Below are 20,080 nucleotides of genomic sequence, written 5' to 3' on the forward strand. Positions count from 1 at the left end.
AGGTTTTAGATAGCTAGCTTGGTATATTTTAAACTTTACCTGTTAACGAACATTAAACCAATTGCAAAGCACAAAAAAAGGCCCTTAAAACTCGGGCCTTTTATAAATACAGCACAATTACGCAAATGCGTTATTGTTTTTCTTTTACCACAGCAACAAGTAATGCAGGTAAGAATGTCAGCGTAAGCATTGTAGAAACCAAAATACCACTCATTACAATCACACCTACCCCGCGGTAAAGCTCCGTGCCATCCCCTGGGATTAACACAAGTGGCGCTAGGCCAAATAACGTAGTAGCAGTAGACATAAGAATGGGCATTAAGCGTTTTTCAAGAGCTTGTTCGACTGCCTGCTTTACACTTAACCCCTGTTCAATAACAAAACGGCGGGTTTGATCAACAATAAGAATTGGATTGTTAACCACAGTGCCAAGCAAAATTAAAAAGCCTAACATGGTGATCATATCAAACGGTTGGTGATAACTAGTTAACCCAATACTGCCTAATACGCTATTTACCCCATTAACAAGCACAAGGCCTAATAGGCCGCCCGCCATGCCTAATGGTACTGTTGCCAAAATAAATAACGGATAGCGCCAATGTGTAAATATGGCTACCAATAATAAGTAACTCAGTGCCAAGGCAATAATAAAATTACTTGAAAGTGCCTCTTTCGTTGCTTCCAATTGGTCAGCTGCGCCACTAATATTCACTTTTATGCCTTGTGCGATTTTACCTTGCTGCCAGAGCGCTGGTAACAATTCATTGCGCACTAATTGTTCCGCTGTTTCTAGCGCAACATCTCGCGGCGGAATAATGTACACAGTCACAGTACGATTACCATCAACACGACGAATTGAGTTACTGTTATTTGAATTAGTTAAATCAGCCAAAGCGTGAAGCGGTAAAATATTACCCGAAGGCGTTACTATTGGAGAGCTGGCAAGCTCCCCCATATTTTGGCGATTGCCAGCACCGCTAAACAAAAACATGTCAATTTTGTCATCGTTTAGAATAAACTCGTCTACATAAGCACCATCGCTCATTGCCGCAATTGCATAGCCAAAGTCACTGTTATTAATACCTAGTTCGGCTAAGCGCTGCCAACGCGGTTTAATTTCAACTAGCGGCTGCTCAAGCGCTAATGAGCCGGGATCTGAGTTTATTTGTGGCTTATCAAACACCACATTGGCTTGCTCATAAACGGCTTCTGCCGCGCCGTATAAATCAATAATATTACTGCCCGCAATATCCACTGCTACCGCACGCGTACCGCCATCATTACTTGAGATAATTGAACCGCGCGAACTAAATGCACGCATATTCGGATAAGAGCGGAATTTATCGGTTACCGCTTCCATCATTTGATTGATATGGTCTGGATTTACCGGTGCGCTTAAAAACCAAATACGCCCTACCGACACCGACATAGAGTAATAATCAAGCGGTGGCATCGTCTCTTTACCGGCAATAAAATCGGCGCTATCGGCGTGAATATACCCATCAAAATATTCCCGTAATTCTTTGCCAATTTTTTGCATTTCAGATAAGTTGTAACTTGGCGGCGCAATCATCATAGAAAACGCTTTTGGTTCTTCTCCTTCAGGCAAATATTCTGCCGCAGGCATAAACCACAGTGCACTACCCAAAATACCTACAACGAAAATGGCAACAGCAATACGCGCGCGTTTTGTTGATTTGCTCAACCACGCTGCTGGTTTTAGCCACTTGTTTGACAGTTGTAGCTGCTTACCTTCACTGAGCTCTTGTTTTTTACCTATATTGGCAATAGCCGTAGGAACAATAAATATCGCAACCAACATAGACGCGATAATGGCACCTGAAATCGCGATAGCAATATCAGAATAAAGCTGACCGGCTTCTTGCTGCACAAATAAAATTGGCGCAAATACCATAACGGTTGTTGCGGTTGATGCAAGTACCGCTGGCCACACTTCTTTTACCCCGTTAATTGCGGCGTCACGTTTACTGGTGCCATTAACCTTTGCTTGCACAATCGCCTCTAGCACTACAATGGTATTATCCACCGTCATACCAATTGCAAATGCCACACCAGCAAGAGAAATAACATTAATGGTTCGGCCAAATAAACTCAGCGCTAAAAACGCAGCGATGGTACAAAGTGGAATACCAATAATACCCACCAATGTGGCGCGACCTGAACGCAAGAAAAAATACATGACTAAGGTTGCAAGCAAGCCACCTAACGCCAAATTTACCCAAACATTTTTTAACGAGCTGCGCACATATTTAACGTCATCACTCATTAATTTTAACTCTAAGCCATTTTGACTCAGCAATTGCTGATTGAGCTCAGCGACAATCGGTAACATCGCATCTTTAATTGCTAATACGTTTGAGCCACTTTCACGGCGCACCGATAAACTTAATGTACGTTCGCCATCGGAAAAAGACATGCCACGTGTTTCAAAATGGTCAAGCGTTACGCTAGCCACTTCTTTTAGCAAAATATTTGCACCATTTTTACGTGCAATAATCAGGTTTTCTAACTCGTTTAAGCTTTCAAAGCGCGAGACTACACGCAGCAAATAACGGCTTGTGCCTGATTCAATATCACCCGCTGAGGCATCTTTGTTACGGCTACGAATTGCGGTTCTTAATTCTGGTAAACTAATCCCTCGTTGTGCTAATCGGTGTGCATTCACTTTAATTTGAATTTGCCTTTGTGCACCGCCGCCCACTCGCACTTCTGATACACCCGAGACACTTTCCATGCGCGGTCGTACATAGTCTTCAGCAAAGTCGCGTAGCAAATCGACATCTAACTCAAGTGGGTTACCCGCTAAAGGTTTAAGCGTAAAATACATAAACGCATTGCCAGAAAACGAGCTTGAAAACAGTCGCGGTTGGTCAACGTTTTCTGGGTATGCAGGAACTTGACTTAGCGCGTTATTAACTCGAATAAGTGCATCGTTAGCATCAACACCAAATGGAAACTCTAATTCAATGCTGGCAGAGCCCATTTCGCTGTAAGACACCATCCGTGACAGGTTTGCAAGGCCGCGTAAATAGCGTTCTTGTTCAATTATGATTTCTTTTTCTACATCCTGTGGTGTCGCTCCAGGCCAACCGGTTTGCACAGTTATAGTTCTGACTTCAAGATCGGGGATCATTTGCACCGGAATGTTAAGCGCGGTTACTAATCCCAATATGCTGGTGATCATTACACAAACCGCAACTAACGTGCCGCGTTTTACTGCCGCTGTGATCATTGCGCACTTCCCTTAACTGAGCTGACCGTTACTTTTAAACCATCGCTAAGCGCTTCAACACCACTCATTACAAACGCATGATTACTCGGTGCGTTCGTGACGGCAATGCGTTCTGCTTGTTCTGCAATCACATTAACGATATGCCGCTTAGCTACATTGTCGGTCACAGAAAACACACTGTATCCACCATCTGGATGGTGCTTTAATGCAGTTTTTGGCAGCCATAGTTTTTCTTGTGCTGATTGCTGGAGTGCTATTGTTGCCGTTGCTGAAATACCCGGAATGAGTGCGATTGATTTATCAATATCAATAAATACTTTAAAGGTACGTGATAATTCACTTGTTGCACCAACTACATTAGAAATACTGGCTTTAAATTGGCTTGCGTGTTGTAAATCTGGCGTGATGTTAGCAACTAAATTCGTTTGCTTAAAATTAGCGTAATATTCTTGTGGAATTTCAAGTTCAAGTCGTAATTTGTCATTTGCAACTAACGAAAAAACAGTGGCTTGTGGCGTTACCCATTCACCCACCTCCGCAAAACGATTAACAATAACACCTGAAAATGGCGCACGAAGCGTATGTCGATTTACAATTTCTTTTCGCTCAGCAAGCAATGCCTTTGCTTGAGACAGAGAAGCTAACGCTTTTGCACGTGTTGCTTTGCGCTCAGCAATTAATGTTTTTGCAACCACCTGTTGCTTTGACAGTTTAATTACTTCTTGGTAAAGACGCTGTGCTTCTTGATAAGCTATTTCGCTTGCCTCTACGCTTGCTAACGCTTGCTGATACTGGGCCTTTGCAATACTGCTGTTTAATTCAAGTAATGTATCACTAGCGCTTACGTGGTCGCCGGCCTCAACAAATAGCTTCGCCACAACACCTTGTTGTAATACCGTGACTTTGGCTTCTTGCTTTGATTTAATCGTGCCCGACAGCGACAGTTGCTCTGAGAATTGATTTACTTGGGGGTAAATTAAATCAACGGCAATTTCCTTTGCTGTTAGCAACGAAGTGTTAAAAGATAAAACGATAAAGGCTAAGGCCAACCTTACGCGCACGACACACATAGCTATCTCACTTTTCATTAATGATAATTATTTTTATTTATTCTAAACATCTATGCATGAAAACACACCCGTTTGCGACTAAATACACAATTTTACGTCTGAATGCATGATGTTTGTGCAGAATTTATACGTTTTAATTAAGTGTTTAAAAAGAATACAAACACTACAACTACTTACTTTTGGCTAAATGGCAAAAATCTGATCCAACAATAGACAGTAACGAGCAACACGCTTTAGTATTAACAGCCATACAGTTACAAACATAGCCAACTATGACCATAAAACTAAACCAACACGATAAACAACAGTGCATTAGCAAACTGCAAGATTACTTTGATAAAGAACTTGACGTTGAACTAGGCCAATTTGATGCCGATTTTCTATTAGACTTTATTGCAAAGGAACTAGGTGCCGCCTTTTACAACCAAGTTATTTACGATGCACAAGCCTTATTGCAAAGTAAAATTGATACCCTAAATGATGGTTTTAGCGAACTTGAAAAGCCTATTCGTTAATTAAATTCATATGCAATTGTAGTGAGAAAAAATTACAATTCTATTCAAATTCAATTGTTAAACTTACTATGATCATTTCAAACCACCAGCACGATATAAAAACTGCAACAGGTATTATGCGCACTTACCGTTATTCTCCTGTTGAATCTGGCAGCTATCCTTGCATCATTTTTTATTCCGAGATTTTTCAACAAACTGCGCCAATAGCCCGTTCTGCTGCCATTTTAGCGAGCCATGGGTTTCATGTTTTAGTGCCTGAGGTATTTCACGAGCTAAACCCAATCGGTACCGTACTTGCCTACGATGACGCGGGTAAAGATAAAGGTAATCAAGATAAATGGAATAAGCCTCTTGAATCGCATGATAGTGATACAGCTGCTTTGATTGAGTTTGCAAATGCATTACCTAATTGCACTGGTAATGTTGGCGCAATGGGCGTGTGTATTGGCGGCCACCTTGCCTATCGCGCAGCGTTAAACCCTAATATTAAAGCGGCATTTTGTTTGTATGCGACGGATATTCATAGTGATACATTGCCAGCGAAAGCAGGTAATAATTCGCTAGAACGGATGTCAGATATTAAAGGCGAAATTCACTTTATCTTTGGCAAGCAAGACCCACATGTTCCAGTGGATGGACGTATAAAAATTTATCAAGCCTGCCAACAAACTGGTATTAATTTTCAGTGGCAAGAAGTTAATGCGCAACACGCGTTTATGCGCGACGAAGGTGAACGTTACGACGCTTCACTTGCAATACAAATGTATCAACAAGCCGTTGCACTATTTCAGCGTAAATTAGTGTAATTATTAACAAGGTTAGATTAATGTAGTAATCGGGTTTACATTGCTACATTATTAACCTTACTTTAACCTTTTCTTACAGACCCTTACACTTTTAGACGAAGACTTACATAAGTAATATTTACCACGTTAAATTCTAGGCCTACACTCCTGCTACGTACTAATAGCAGGAACGCTAATTGTGAATACTTTAGTCTCTGTGACATCACAAAAAACAAATAATGCAGTAATAAAATGGAATTTATACTACATAATCGCAATCATCGCTGTCTGTCTTATTGTTAATGTCAGCATTCGCTTAGATTATTATTTCTTACAAGGTATTCCTGAACTTTCGTTTACCGAAACCTTGCAAGGCTTAGCACTTGTTTGTATTAATCTGTGCTTTTACAAAATGATAAAGGCACCAAACGTTGGTGCCGGTAGCTTACTTGTATTTGGCTTTTTTACCGCCCTTTTAATACGAGAGTGTGACTTTTGGTTTGATAAAATTACCCATGGTTTTTGGTTTTACCCTGCCATGTTTACAACGCTTATTACATTAGCTTTGTTTTCAAAGCGCGGAAAAAGCGGCTTTACCGAGTTTGTTAACTTACTGCGAGTACCTGCCATGAACAAGGTAATCGTAGGTGTGATTGTATTGATTATTTTTAGCCGTATTTTTGGTACTGGTAGCTTTTGGCGCGATGTTGTAAGCCAAGACGCCTTTGTCGTAAAAACCATTATTCAAGAAGGTTTAGAGCTACTTTGCTACTGTTTTATTACAATTGGCGCATGGGAAACTAAGCAACAAGTTAATACCCTAAACAACAACGAAAGTGGTGCGCTTTAACGCACCACGTTTTAGTTTAAAAGCTAAAATCTACACCTGCGAAAACGCTTCTGCCTACCTCGGCGTATCCATAATCAAATGCGTCTTGGTCAATCCGTTTATCGAATAAATTGGTAATACCAACCCTAAAAGCGATTGTTTGCGACAGTTTAAAACTGCTTCCTAAGTCAACCATGACATAACCATCGGCAGGTGTTTTCTGCCATGTTGGTGCCATTTCAATATACTGTTCACCAATATAGTTCAGATTGACATAGGTACTGAGTGACTCAATAACTTGCCAATTTAATTTTGTATTTGCTTGTTGTTTTGGCGTTTTAATTAACGGTAGGTTGTCACTTTTGTTTTCACTATCAATATAGCTGTAGTTAAAACTAAGATCTAACGTATCAAGTACCTGCCAAAGCACATCGAACTCAATGCCTTTGGTCGTCACTTCATTGATATTGATATGTTGGATCATTGGCTCATTATCTGGCGTTACACCGACAAATGTACTGGTATCGCGTGCAATCATATCTTCAATCTCATTATTGAATACAGTTGCTCTAACAAAGCCAAAATCAGTTTGATAACTTGCTGATAGCTCATAACTCACCGACTTTTCAGGTTCTAAATCGGGATTACCAACTAATACACAGCGCCCACCACAACTTATCGTTGCAAAATCAGCACTACTGCGCCACATTGCGGGTGCTTTAAAGCCTATACCTACACCGCCTTTTAACGTTAAACCACTGTTGGCGTTATACACTAAATACGCACGTGGACTAAAATGTGACCCAAACTCACTGTGATCGGTAACACGCCCGCTAAACGTTGCGGTCATTTCGTCAGAAAGCGCCCATTCATCTTGTATGTAGGCTGCAAACTGAGTATTTGAGGTTTCTTTTGCGTAGTCTCTAGGGTGACTTAGTGTATTATCAGAAACATCAAAACCCGTTGTGATCAAATGATTTTCGCTTCCAAATACTGCTCGACCATCTACATTGTGATTTGTTTGCGTTCCCGTTGTTAATGCTAAGCGAGCGTTATCTTCTTGAATATCTGTTTGCTCAAAATAGTAGTTAAACTCACTGTTTCCCCACTGCCATTCTCGCGCATAATTAACACCAAAATTAACGCGTTCACTCTCATAAAAGTTAGCGACATACGCGCCATCAGGCGCTTGCCATAAATTATAACTTTTATCTTCTTCTAAGTATTCAAGGTTCGCGCTTAACGTATCTTGCGATGTGACATGCCATAACACACTCGTATTTACGCCTGCACGTTGTTGTTTTTCTGTCTTAGAGGTAATTCCATAGTCAGAATCATCTGGTTGCCAAGGGTTGCGATCGCTCCAGTTAACGCCGAACGTCGCTAAAACTCTATCATCTATCAAAGCACCACTTGAAAACACACCAACTCGTGCTAGCTCGCCGCCGCCATCGATTGGCGTACTGTAGTCAATATTACCATTGGTTTGCCATTCATTGTTTGCTTCTTTTAGAATGACGTTAATTACACCACCAATGGCTTCACTACCGTAAATAGCTGACATTGGGCCGCGAACAATTTCAACACGTTCGATTGCCGTCATTGGTATGCTCGAAAAATCAAACGAGCCTCTAATTAATGCCTCGCGTGAATTCACTCGCTTGCCGTTAACCAGTAACAATGTGTAGCTCGGGTCTAACCCTCGTAGACTAACGGATGCTTCACCATTTCCAGAACGGCGTACATTAACCCCGACTACGTCTTGTAGGCTGGTTGTAATATCCGTTGCTGGGATCTTGATGATTTCTTCAAAATCAATAACATTCACCGAGGCTGGTGCATTAAGTAATGTTTGTTCACTTTGCGTTGCTGTCACTACAATTACATCATTAATTTGAGCGTCGTCCGCATACACGTAATTACTAACGAGTAATGTACTGACAAATGCTGCAAGCTTATTTAACCTCATCGTTTATTATCTTCCTGTTTGTTAATAAATAAATCAGTCCATCAGCCAATTCATTACGCCAAACATAAGAATCGTGCCCCCCTGAGAACTCGTGATACTTTACCGTATAGCCTTTTGCGTTGAGTACATCACGCAAATGGCGATTACTTTCCAGAATATCAATTGTGAAATAACCTGTTTCAAATACTCCTGCATTCATGTAAATCGACAGTTTTTTGTAGTTATCGCGAGCGATTTTACGCGTTAGCCACTGCGGTTCTGTTTGCTCTTTACTCCCTTCACGTGGCGACCACCAAAATGAACCAGATTGACTTAACACATTGCCAAATACATCAGGGTATTGCATTGCAACATACATTGACGCGAGGCCACCGAAACTAGAGCCCGATAAAACCGTGTTTTGTGCACTTGGTGATAATCCTTTTTTTGTCAGCCAAGGCATAAGTTCATTTGCCATAAACCATGCAAAATCTGGATTTGGTGGTAACTCTTGGCCTCTGGTTTTTCTAGATACATTGCTTACAAATACCGCATTAACAGGAGGAATTTTTTTGTCGTTTACTAAGTTGGTTAGCGTATTGGGTACTTTTAGTTTTGACTGATAATTTTTTCCGTCGAAAAACAAAATTGTTGGTGATTGTGGTGTTGCATCTTTATGTTTGTATATGGCGATATCACGTGTGTTGTTAAGACGAATGCTCGCAATATTATACTGCGTCAAGCTATAAACATGTTCAGAAACATCGCGTAAATACGGCGAATGTTTTGTATCTTTTAATGTTAAAATTGAATGTGTTGCGTATTTATCGGTACCTTCAAATTGCCATATAAACGGGTTAAGCGGGTCTTGTTGTTTGGTGGCCATTATGGCAATTCGCGAAGCGCGAGGTTGATTAGGTACATGCGGCACATCCGGTGCCAATTGATATGAAATCAAACTGTCTGTTGGTAAACGATACGTTTTAAACCAAATATCAGTGCCTTCTATTTTTTCTAAATCTTGATGACTGCCAAAAGGCGCGCCGAATAGTCGTACATTATGACGCGCGCCGCGCCACAAAAATGTTACAAGCGCATCAGTTTGCTCGTATTCGACTAAAGGTGTGCCCTCTTTTTCAACATTTCGCCAAAAATCATCTACCACCTTGACCTTGTTATTACCTTTTAGCCTTGTTACTAACGATTGCATGATGGGACTAAGTAACGTTTCATTATCTGACACAGCAGGTTGTGAAATAGGGTCAGAGAGGTTAATCGTTGCTAGATTTTTATTAGCACTGGTTACACGTACTTTAAAGAGATGGTCCGCCTGTGCTAATAAATACAGTTTAAAGGTGCTCTGCTGCTTAGCTAACACTCGCACTAGACGTTCATTTTCGTCAATTAACTCTGCTTTAATAAAGGGCTGTGAAAACGAGAATTCTCCGGTTATATATTGGTCTTTTTTAAGTTTAATTGAATGAAAAAATTCGTGAGACTTACCAACGGTGCTGGCGAAACACACCCCAGCTGACAATAGAAAATATAAATAAACACCAAAACGAAACATTATTAAATTCATGTAATGAGAGTGATTTGCATTATCACTTATGCATTATGAACTTTCAATATTTTTAACGTGATATTAGGTAGTTATGAATTTTTAGGCCGTTAAACTTTCCATACAAAGAAAGTTTAACAAGTAAAGATAGCGAAAACGTGCCGCTACTGTGTTAAATAACAGCCTTTAAAGGATTGTGTACAAGGCAAGGTTTCGATTGTCGAATGTGTGATAGAAAACCGTTTAGCTAACATGTCTTTGACTGACTGCAAATCATCATTACTCAGTGTAATGCTGGCCTCAAGATGAAGGGTTGTGTCGTCCAACTGCCACACGTGCAAATGGTCAACTGCTGACACATTATCTTGTTCTAAGATTGCTGAATGCACACTATCAACATCGACATCAGCATGTGTGCCTTGCATCAAGATAATAACACTTTGCTTCGCATAATCAGCGCCATGGTAAAGTACATACACAGAAATTAATATGGTGGCGATTAAATCAATAATATACCATTGATATAAAATAATTAATGTGCCTGAAATGATTACAACAAGTGACGCTAAAGCGTCTGATAAATTGTGAATAAACGCCGCTTTTAAATTTACATTGTCCTTTGCTCCAGCTTGGTATGTAAGCCACGCTGTAGCAACGTCAATCACCAACGCAATTGCCGCGATGTAAACAACAATCTAGCCATCAACTGGCGATGGATTTAAAAATTGACTAAACGCTTCAAAAATTAGGTAACAGCCAACTAATATTAAAATAGTGCTATTGATCAAAGCACCAAGGATCTCAGCGCGTTTATAGCCAAATGACATTACGCTGTTGGCTGGTTTTCTTGCGATTCGCCGCGCAATAATTGCAATAACAATGGCACCTGCGTCACTTAAATTGTGAAGTGCATCAGCAACAAGCGCCATACTGCCAGACAAAATGCCACCAATAATCTGCGCTACAGTCAGCAGTACATTAATCACCACGGCAAGCGACAATTTGTTATCGCCGCTATGATGATGGTGGTGATGATGTGAATGCGACATCGAATTTCCTTATGCTATTTGGCGGTATTGTTGTGTGTTAACCAGCTCAGTCGCGTCTTTACACTCTAGCGGTTTACTGAATAAATACCCTTGTACTTTATCTACGTGTAAATCGATCAACGTACTTTGCTGATTGGTGTTCTCAACACCTTCTGCAACAATGGTTAAGTTTAACGCTTTTGCAATGGCACATACTGCTTTTACAATTTGTAAGCCAGCTTCACTTGATAAATCATTAACAAACGAGCGGTCAATCTTCAAGCCATTTAGTGGCAGAGCCTTTAATCTAGCCAATGAACTGTATCCTGTACCAAAATCATCAATGAGTAAGTGATACCCTGCATCTGATATACATTCTAGTATGGGTATAATATCAGCCTGATTTTCCATCATTGCAGACTCGGTAATTTCAAGTTGTAACAGTGACCTGGAAACGACGTTTTGTGACTCGAGCCAGTTAAGTAATTCGTTGTTTTTTAACTGCTTTGGAGAAACATTAACATTTACAAAAAGTTGATTTGATGTATCTAGATTAACACTAGCACAAAAGTGTGCGGCTAATTTCGCAACGTGTAGTCCTACATCAGATATTTTGGCCATATCTTCAATAATAGGCACAAACTCAAGCGGTGAAATAGTACCAAGTTTATCGTCGTGTACTCTAAGTAATGCTTCAAAGCCTAAAAGGCGATTTGACATTAAACAGTAAATTGGCTGGTACACCAATCTAATTGCCGATAGGTAACTATCGCTGCTGCAAAAAGTTTCAATTTCACGTTTACGACGGTTTGCGATAGCAAGTTCATCATTATAAAAAGAATACTGATCTCGCCCCATTTGTTTCGCACGATACATAGCAAGATCGGCTTCATGTAATAATTGTTCTGGGCATAACTCACACGGCGCCGCAATAGTGCGCACGCCAATACTTGCTGTTATACATTGATATGCGGTTTGTTGTTTTCGTAATTGATGTATGGCGTAAGTCAGTCGCTCAAGCATATTCTCAATTGAAATATTTAAACGCTTTTGTGCTATAAACAATGCAAATTCATCGCCGCCCAGACGCGCTACTTCACCATAGCTTGAGAATTCGCTTTGAAGTAATCTGGCGAACGCTTTTAACAGTGCATCACCTACATTGTGTCCATAACCATCATTAACCAATTTAAACCTATCAAGATCAACGTATAAAAGATGATAACAACCTTGGCAACTTGTGAGTTCATTACCAACACCATCTAAAAACGCTTGTCGGTTTAATAAATCGGTAAGTGCGTCGTGCTCTACCTAATACCTTAGTTTCTCTTCATGTTGCTTGGTTGCGGTTATGTCGAGCAAGCGCCCATCAAACAGTGTGCGCTCTGCATCCTTTACCCAATGTCCTTTCAGCAATAAACAATATGTTTTACCTAATTTGTTTTGCACAAATAACTCATTGGCGAACTGATTGTTTTGACATGCTAAAAATAAAGCCTTTTGTTTCTCGCTCATCAGGCCACAAATATTGTTATTTGCGTCATCTGGTAAAAGCAGATCAATAAACGCCGGATTCTTCTCTAATATGTAGCCTTTATCGTTACAACAAAAGAGTCCTTCGGAACAATTTACAAACAAGGTTTTGTATTTTTTCTTGGTTTCTAATTGCTGTTCTAGTGCCTTTACTTTTAGTTGTGACGTGGCTGCTAAATTTTGCTGTGTTTTCTTTAATGAATACGTTTTGATACGCACAAGGCGGTTAATATGTGCATATTGATTACGAATAGTGACTAAATACATGAAAAGCGCAAAACCAAATAAAATAGCTAAGGTGCAAAGCCCCGCACTTATAAGGTAATGACTATGGCGCACGTAACTTGGGTTGAAGTAAGCAATATCCAGTGTTTTATCAAAAAATGGGATACGTTGTTGCGCTAGTGGCTCAATAGACGACAAACCTAATGAGTTTTGCCAATCTGAATTATAAATGGCTTGATTACCTACACTAATTGTAATGTGCTGATTTTGTGTATCACCCGATGCATGAATGTAGTCGAAAAAGCTTTTAATGTTAAACCTGAGTGACACTGTTTTTACATCAGCGGTATTAAGAATAACGCTCCAAAACTCAGAGTTTAGCCACTCTTTTACAATAAAAGCGTTAGCACTGTCATTGTTAATAGATATTGTACTGCCAACTAAGTGACCAAAGTCAGATTCTGGGTAATTAGCCAGTAACACATAATTTTCATACTGGTTAGAGAAACTAATACTATCGCTAATAGTAAAGTCGAACGCCCCAACTTGTTGCATATAATCTTCAACAAATTCAACATTGCTTGGTGTCAGGCGATAATAGAACTCAATGCTTGAATCGAACGCTAAACCATTAATTTGGTCATCAATTAAGGGTTTTACGTGCTCTTTCGACGCATTTGATGAAGCGCTATATAGGCTCGCGATACCCGAAATTAAGTTCTCTACATAATCACTTTTACTTACAATAGCTTTACTAAAGCTTGAAAGTTGAAACTGCCACTGCTCGGACTGTTTTTGCTGTAATTGCGATGCAAACCAATATGCCAGCGCAATGCACGCAATCACATAAATAAGAAATATCAATAAATAAAGTTTATATTTATTGATGAGCAAAAAATCAGGTTTCATCTACAGACTTATCGCTAGAACTAGTTAAAAACACGGTAACGATAATAATTACTATTGCGATTTATAAGAAGTGTTATTTTCCTTTTTATCTCGTTTTTCGCGTTAACTGCACAGGTATTAGCCAATTCTGTAGTAAACGTATACTCATTCCGAAAGGCAGAAATTATTTCACCTTTAATAACCGCGTTTGAACAAGAGCATAACGTGCGGGTAAATTTGGTTTATGGAAAGCCAAAAGCATTGCTCAATAAATTCACTGCAAATGCAGACACTAGCCAAGTAGATGTTTTGCTAACGTCTGAATTAGGACAACTTCAATCGGTAAAGCACCTATTACAGCCAATAAATATTCGAACGTCGTCAATCGCGCCTCAATTAGAGGACGATGAATATAAGTGGGTCGCATTGTCGTTACGAATTAGGGCATTGTTTTCTCGAAAAAATGAAGAAGCAATTACGTCATACCGGGAATTAGACAGCGAGCAATTTTATGGAAAACTTTGCAATCGTGATTTTAATCATACCTACAATCAACAAATGGAAAAATCACTGCATGCCATTGGTAATAACCAAGATGTAAAGTGGCTGAAAAGTTACGTTTCGCTTCTAAAAAAACGCCCTTCTGGCGGCGATCGCGACCAGTTGCGAGCTGTATTTAAAAATCAATGTGATTATGCGCTCGCAAATCACTATTACTATCACATGCTACGTAACAGCAAAAAGCCATCGGACCGTGAAGTTGCGGCAAGCTTAAGCATGCATTTTTTAACAACCTATAATGGCAAAACGCCCGTTTCAGCGACTGCCGCGGCAATTAGTCAATTCGCACCAAATAAAGAAAATGCGCAGCGATTTGTTAACTATTTGCTGTCTTCTAATGCGCAAGCGATGATTGCAAATGAGCTTCATGAATTTGCAGTAAATAAGCACGTGCGAGATCGCCAATTAGTGCACTACCCAAATTTGTCATTGTCGTTGCAAAGTGTAAAACGGGCACTTTAACGGACCAATTCCATTCTCAGGCGTTTTTGTTAGATTGGTTTATACTTTAGCGATTAGCAAAAGTAATAATAAGTTGTTATGCAAAGAGCGTGGTGGTCATTGTTGTTATTGGTAGTGAGTTGTCAGTGTTTCAGTGCACAAACACCACCTGTGGAATGCAAGACCCCGCTTTCGCTATCGATCACTAACGACTGGTATCCCTATGTTAAGTTTTCTAAGTTTGATAGCACCACAGGTGTCGATGTAGAACTGCTGAAAAAAGTGCTCGAGCAAATGGGCTGTGAGCTTACCGTAATTCGCTTTCCTGAGCGTAGAACCCTATTTGAACTCACTATCGGTAATTTTGATATTGGCCTTGGCGCCAGTAAAACGCCCGAACGGGAACGGGACTTCTACTTTTCAAAAACCTACCGCCTAGAACGAAACCGATTTGCCTATCGACAAAACGACCACAGCGTTAAGCAAAGCAAAAGTTTTAAATCAATTATTAAACAGCGTAAGCTGATCGGCGTTAACTTGGCCGGTTGGTACGGTGACGAACTAGAGCGTGCAAAACAAGCGTATAACGGCTTTGTTTTTTCAGAAACAACAATTAAACGCTTGGAGATGTTAGTTAAAAACCGTGTCGATATTGTGATTGATGACGACGTTGTACTTTGCAGCGAAATATCAAGACAAAACCATCCTCAGGTGGTTATCCATCCTTTACTCCTGTCACAAGCAAGTATTCATTTTATCTTTAACAAACAGAGCGTTTCACCTACTTTTATGGCGCGCTTTGATACTGCACTAACTAAAATGTTAGCTAATGGAGAGCTTGAAGTTTTGTTCTCGCATTATATATCACCAAGTTGTGCTGAGCACCTTATCTAATTTTCATTTTCATAACCAACTGTCACTTTAAAATAAAGCGCGCTATCGCTATGTTGTGCCATAAGATAGTGCTAAAATGCCGCCAATTTTGATTCGATGAAAAATATATAATGCTTAGTTCAAACAACATCACCATGCAATTTGGTGCAAAGCCACTTTTTGAAAATATTTCAGTTAAGTTTGGCGACGGTAATCGCTATGGTTTAATCGGCGCTAATGGCTGCGGTAAATCAACCTTTATGAAAATTTTAAGCGGTGAGCTAGAACCAAGTGCTGGTAATATTTCATACGACCCAAATGAGCGCATTGCAAAACTAAATCAGGACCAATTTGCTTACGAGCAATTTACCGTTGTTGATACCGTAATTATGGGCCACAAAGAGCTGTGGGATATCAAAAAAGAGCGTGACCGCATTTATTCTTTGCCTGAAATGAGTGAAGAAGAAGGCATGTTGGTTGCTGATCTTGAAACCCAATTTGCCGAAATGGACGGTTATTCAGCCGAAGCGAAAGCCGGTGAATTACTGTTAGGTGTTGGTATTCCAACCGAGCAACATTATGGTTTGATGTCGGAAGTTGCACCAGGTTGGAAATTGCGTGTGCTACTTGCACAAGTACTGTTTGCCGAGCCAGATATCATGTTACTTGATGAACCGACCAACAACTTGGATATCTATACCATCAAGTGGTTAGAGGATATTTTGAATCAACGTGACTGCACTATGATTATTATTTCCCACGACCGCCATTTCTTGAACTCAGTATGTACTCATATGGCTGATATCGACTATGGTGAATTACGTATTTACCCGGGTAATTACGATGAGTACATGTTTGCAGCAACACAAGCCCGCGAGCGTTTATTATCAGATAACGTCAAGAAAAAAGCGCAAATTGCCGAACTACAACAGTTCGTATCTCGCTTCTCTGCTAACGCATCAAAAGCAAAGCAAGCGACATCTCGTGCTAAGCAAATTGATAAAATTCAATTAGAAGAAGTAAAAGCGTCGAGCCGTCAAAATCCATTTATTCGTTTTGAACAATCAAAACAATTATTTAGAAATGCACTTGAGCTTGAAAGCCTTGCACAAGGTTACGACGATACTTTATTCAGTGATTTATCTGCGCTTGTTGAGGTAGGTGAAAAAGTAGCGATTATTGGTGAAAACGGCGTCGGTAAAACCACGCTATTACACACCCTAGCGAATCGCCTGCCTGCGAAAAGTGGCAGCCTTAAGTGGTCTGAAAATGTAAACATTGGCTACTACGCGCAAGATCATGCAGATGACTTTGCGACTGATATGGATCTGTTTCAATGGATGGAACAATGGCAACAAGAAGGTGATGACGAGCAAGTAGTACGTGGTTATTTAGGCCGTTTACTGTTTTCTCAAAACGACATCAAAAAATCAGTTAAAGTAATTTCTGGTGGTGAACAAGGTCGCATGCTATTTGGTAAATTAATGATGCATAAGCCAAATATCTTATTAATGGATGAACCAACAAACCACATGGATATGGAATCGATCGAATCACTCAACCTTGCGTTAGAACAATACCAAGGTACTTTGTTTTTCGTATCCCATGACCGCCAATTTGTATCGTCGCTTGCAACCCGTATTTGGGAAATAAAAGACGGTAATGTAATTGATTTCCAAGGTACTTATGACGAATACCTTGCAAAAAAGGCAGCTGACGAAGCAAAATAACCCAGTTTAGCTTAACCAATTACATTCTTACAAAGGCGCTATTTATTAGCGCCTTTTTTATTAGCTACGCCAAACAACGCGAACACTTTCAAAAAACAACGCTGTCATAAAAAATTCATATACTAATTTTGAACATAATAAAATCAACATCCAGAATAAGTCTCATTGATTTTAAACAGTTTCATTTAAATGTTACGTATATTTAAGCTGCCTTTACTTTTGCTTTATGACAGTTTTATTGCAGTTAACGTAATCCTTTCGTATCTTATTCTTGTTCAAGGTGAACACATGTTTATATATTTTAAGGAAATTTCATGACTCGTAAGTTAACACTCTCGTTGCTTGCAGCATCAACCCTCAGCCTTGTCGGCTGCGGTGGCTCATCAACTTCACACGAACCAGCGCCAATCGTACCTAATTCTGGCGAACTTAATATTGGATTTTTAGGACTTCCTGACGGTGCGTCTGCTGATGTGTTGGTTGAAGGCCCCAACGGTTATTCCAATACCGTTAGTACCAGTACCTTACTTACGCAACTGGCCCCTGGTACCTACACACTTTCAAGCGTTGCCCAATCCATAAACAATACACGTTATCTCGGCATAAACGAATCGATATCGCTGAACGTTTCAAATGGTTTGGTTTCAAATGCGATTTATGAATTTGGCTATGCAACGCAAACCATAGGTACGGTAAGTGGTTTTGGTAGTTTGTATGTCAATGGTGTTCGTTACAATACCGATAATGCCGACTTTACAATTAATGGCCAACCAGGCTCAGAAGATACAATCCGTTTAGGTGATCGCGTTGTGCTTTCAGGTTTAACCAATAACCAAGGCCGTTTTATTGCAAATAGTGTTAACTACGAAGCAACAGCGACGGGTCAAATTCAGCACATTGACTATGCTAATGAGACAATAACAGTACACGGTCAAACATTTGTCTTAACCAGTGAATCTAACTTAGAAGAGCTTACCTTTGATGCGTTAAAACAAGGTCATTTTGTCGAAATCAGTACCGTATATTCAGAACAACGTGGCTTTTTAATCTCCAAGCTAGAGCGTAAAGACGATGAAGACACGCTTTCACTTACCGCAAAAGTTACAGCGCTGGATAGTGCTAATAACACCTTAACAATCAATGACACAACTTTTGATACATCAAACGTAACTGTACCCCCAGAACTTACTGTTGGAGATATTGTCGAAATTGAGTTTAACCAGCTAAATGATGTTAACGTTATTACTGACATCGAAATTGAGCACTATGATGAACAAGATGGTGTGTCTGTTATTTTAGACGGTCCAATAGTCAATGTTACAGATAACAGTATTACAATTGCCAATACACAAGTGGTAATCAATGACGACACGGATTTTGAAAATATATCATTCGCGCAACTTGCAAACGGTACACGTGTCGTTGTTGAAGCAATCATTATTAATAATCAACATATTGCTGAAGAAATCGCAATGTATATTAGCGCAGACAGCGAGATTGAAGGTGTAATCACCGATATTGATCTGGCATTAAATACCATTACTGTAAATGAGCGCGAATACACAATCACACCGTTTACCCTCTTTGATGATGAATCAAACGCCGACGATAAACAACTGACGCTTTCAAGCTTAGCGATAGGCGATTTTGTTGAAATAGATTTTTACAGCGATGATAACGGCAACGCCTTTGTGACTAAGTTAGAGCGCGAAGAGCAATCTGAAAACGACGATGACATTTCAATTTCAGGCAAGGTTAGTAACATTAACCTTGATACCAATACCTTTAACGTTTCGGGTATTACAGTGTTTGTAAATGCATCGTCAGAGCTTGAAAACCGTTTTGGCAATGATGTACCTGTTCAAGACTTTATGGCATCGCTTAGCGATAACGATAAATTGGACCTAGAGGTATTCAAAACATCGGAAGATGGCTACTTAGTGCTAGAAGCAAAATACCAAGATAGTTACGACGATAGCTTTGACATTGAAGGTTCCATTACAGAGTTCAATAGTATTCTAGATTTTAACGTAAACGGTTTTCAAATCATTACCGATGAAAACACGCAATTTTCGCACCCACTAGATATGTTTCAAAACGGTGTCGAAGTTGAAATCGATGCAATACAACAAGACGGCAACACCCTGCTAGCACTTGCTGTTGAACTTGAGGATGAGAATGATACAAGCGAAATCGAAGGTGAAATCACCGCGATTCAAAATGATACAATTACTGTTAACGACACCGCTATTTTGCTAACCGCCGATACCCAGTTTGAAAATGGTACACGTGAGCAGTTAAGAGAAGGCGTGATGGTTGAAATTGACGCGTTCATTAACAGCCAAGGTCAGCTTGTTGCGACTGAAATAGAATTTGAACAACAAGACGACATTGAATTAAACGGTTCAATCACAGAAATAGTAAGCGATTTTCAATTTAAGGTTAACGACACCCTTGTTTACTTTGATGCCAATACGCAATTTGAAAATGGAAATCAAAGTAAACTCGCGCCCGATGTACGCGTAGAAGTTGATGCGATTGAAACCGCAATTGGTTTGTATGCCGCTGAAATCGAGTTTAAAGCAAACGAAGAGTTTGAAATTGAAGGTGAAATTCAAAACCTAACCGACACTCAATTTACATTAAGTGACGTTGTTATCCACTACTCAAGCGATACCCAGTTTGAATTAGAAGGTAATCAACTTGAAAATGGCTTAAGTGTTGAAGTGGCTGGCACAATAGATAAAAAGGGCCAATATATCGCATGGCGAATTGCCTTTGATGACTAGTCACTCATAGATATCACACACTAAAAGAGTACGTTCTTAGAATGAACGTAC

General features: G+C 39.9%; 13 protein-coding genes and 2 pseudogenes. 7 read left to right on the forward strand and 8 right to left on the reverse strand.

All coding sequences use genetic code 11. The features are described from left to right. Positions 1-130 precede the first annotated feature (130 nt). Together L1068_RS01815 and L1068_RS01820 are read right to left on the reverse strand one after the other, a co-directional pair. Positions 131-3,253 carry an efflux RND transporter permease subunit gene (locus tag L1068_RS01815; protein ID WP_237128805.1) on the reverse strand — a complete coding sequence of 1,041 codons (3,123 nt, stop codon included), beginning with the start codon at positions 3,251-3,253 and terminating at the stop codon, positions 131-133. Then, positions 3,250-4,341, reverse strand: a complete 1,092-nt coding sequence (locus L1068_RS01820; RefSeq protein WP_237128806.1) for an efflux RND transporter periplasmic adaptor subunit — start codon at positions 4,339-4,341, stop codon at positions 3,250-3,252. The genes L1068_RS01815 and L1068_RS01820 overlap by 4 nt, the downstream gene beginning before the upstream one ends. A gap of 254 nt (positions 4,342-4,595) precedes the next feature. On the opposite strand from L1068_RS01820, the gene L1068_RS01825 reads away from it, so the two are divergent. The 3 genes from L1068_RS01825 (at position 4,596) to L1068_RS01835 (ending at position 6,473) form a co-directional block, all read left to right on the forward strand. Continuing rightward, complete coding sequence (locus L1068_RS01825) at positions 4,596-4,838, forward strand: DUF2164 domain-containing protein (protein ID WP_237128807.1); 243 nt, start codon at positions 4,596-4,598, stop codon at positions 4,836-4,838. A 68-nt stretch (positions 4,839-4,906) separates the two neighbouring features. Next, complete coding sequence (locus L1068_RS01830) at positions 4,907-5,644, forward strand: dienelactone hydrolase family protein (protein WP_237128808.1); 738 nt, start codon at positions 4,907-4,909, stop codon at positions 5,642-5,644. Between the two features lie 178 nt (positions 5,645-5,822). Next, positions 5,823-6,473 carry a hypothetical protein gene (locus tag L1068_RS01835; RefSeq protein ID WP_237128809.1) on the forward strand — a complete coding sequence of 217 codons (651 nt, stop codon included), beginning with the start codon at positions 5,823-5,825 and terminating at the stop codon, positions 6,471-6,473. 16 nt (positions 6,474-6,489) lie between these two features. Here the strand turns inward: L1068_RS01835 and L1068_RS01840 are convergent, their stop codons facing one another. The 6 genes and pseudogenes from L1068_RS01840 to L1068_RS01865 form a co-directional block, all read right to left on the reverse strand. Then, positions 6,490-8,421, reverse strand: coding sequence for a TonB-dependent receptor (locus L1068_RS01840; RefSeq protein WP_237128810.1), 1,932 nt, complete (start codon positions 8,419-8,421; stop codon positions 6,490-6,492). Continuing rightward, positions 8,408-9,970 carry an alpha/beta hydrolase-fold protein gene (locus L1068_RS01845; protein ID WP_237128811.1) on the reverse strand — a complete coding sequence of 521 codons (1,563 nt, stop codon included), beginning with the start codon at positions 9,968-9,970 and terminating at the stop codon, positions 8,408-8,410. Before L1068_RS01845 ends, L1068_RS01840 begins: the two co-directional genes overlap by 14 nt. 155 nt (positions 9,971-10,125) lie before the next feature. Beyond that, positions 10,126-11,010, reverse strand: a pseudogene (locus L1068_RS01850) (cation diffusion facilitator family transporter). Positions 11,011-11,019: 9 nt separating this feature from the next. Then, a complete protein-coding gene (locus L1068_RS01855) occupies positions 11,020-11,865 on the reverse strand; it encodes an EAL domain-containing protein (protein WP_343221838.1) in 846 nt (281 codons plus the stop codon). After that, positions 11,839-12,285: pseudogene (locus L1068_RS01860) on the reverse strand (GGDEF domain-containing protein); the annotation flags it as partial. The pseudogene L1068_RS01860 and the gene L1068_RS01855, both read right to left, overlap by 27 nt. A gap of 15 nt (positions 12,286-12,300) precedes the next feature. Then, on the reverse strand, positions 12,301-13,656 hold the full coding sequence (locus L1068_RS01865) for a PAS domain-containing protein (RefSeq protein ID WP_237128812.1): 1,356 nt from the start codon (positions 13,654-13,656) through the stop codon (positions 12,301-12,303). A 54-nt stretch (positions 13,657-13,710) separates the two neighbouring features. Here L1068_RS01865 and L1068_RS01870 point away from each other — a divergent pair, with 54 nt between their 5' ends. The 4 genes from L1068_RS01870 to L1068_RS01885 all read left to right on the forward strand — a co-directional run bounded on the left by L1068_RS01870 (position 13,711) and on the right by L1068_RS01885 (position 20,029). After that, positions 13,711-14,658: a substrate-binding domain-containing protein gene (locus L1068_RS01870; RefSeq protein ID WP_237128813.1), complete on the forward strand. Its 948-nt coding sequence runs from the start codon at positions 13,711-13,713 to the stop codon at positions 14,656-14,658. A 78-nt stretch (positions 14,659-14,736) separates the two neighbouring features. Then, positions 14,737-15,531, forward strand: a complete 795-nt coding sequence (locus L1068_RS01875; protein ID WP_237128814.1) for a transporter substrate-binding domain-containing protein — start codon at positions 14,737-14,739, stop codon at positions 15,529-15,531. 110 nt (positions 15,532-15,641) lie between these two features. Next, complete coding sequence (locus tag L1068_RS01880; RefSeq protein ID WP_237128815.1) at positions 15,642-17,240, forward strand: ABC-F family ATPase; 1,599 nt, start codon at positions 15,642-15,644, stop codon at positions 17,238-17,240. Between the two features lie 314 nt (positions 17,241-17,554). Continuing rightward, positions 17,555-20,029: a DUF5666 domain-containing protein gene (locus L1068_RS01885; protein ID WP_237128816.1), complete on the forward strand. Its 2,475-nt coding sequence runs from the start codon at positions 17,555-17,557 to the stop codon at positions 20,027-20,029. Positions 20,030-20,080 lie beyond the last annotated feature (51 nt).

The organism is Pseudoalteromonas sp. MMG024 (assembly GCF_021654175.1).
Taxonomy (GTDB): domain Bacteria; phylum Pseudomonadota; class Gammaproteobacteria; order Enterobacterales; family Alteromonadaceae; genus Pseudoalteromonas.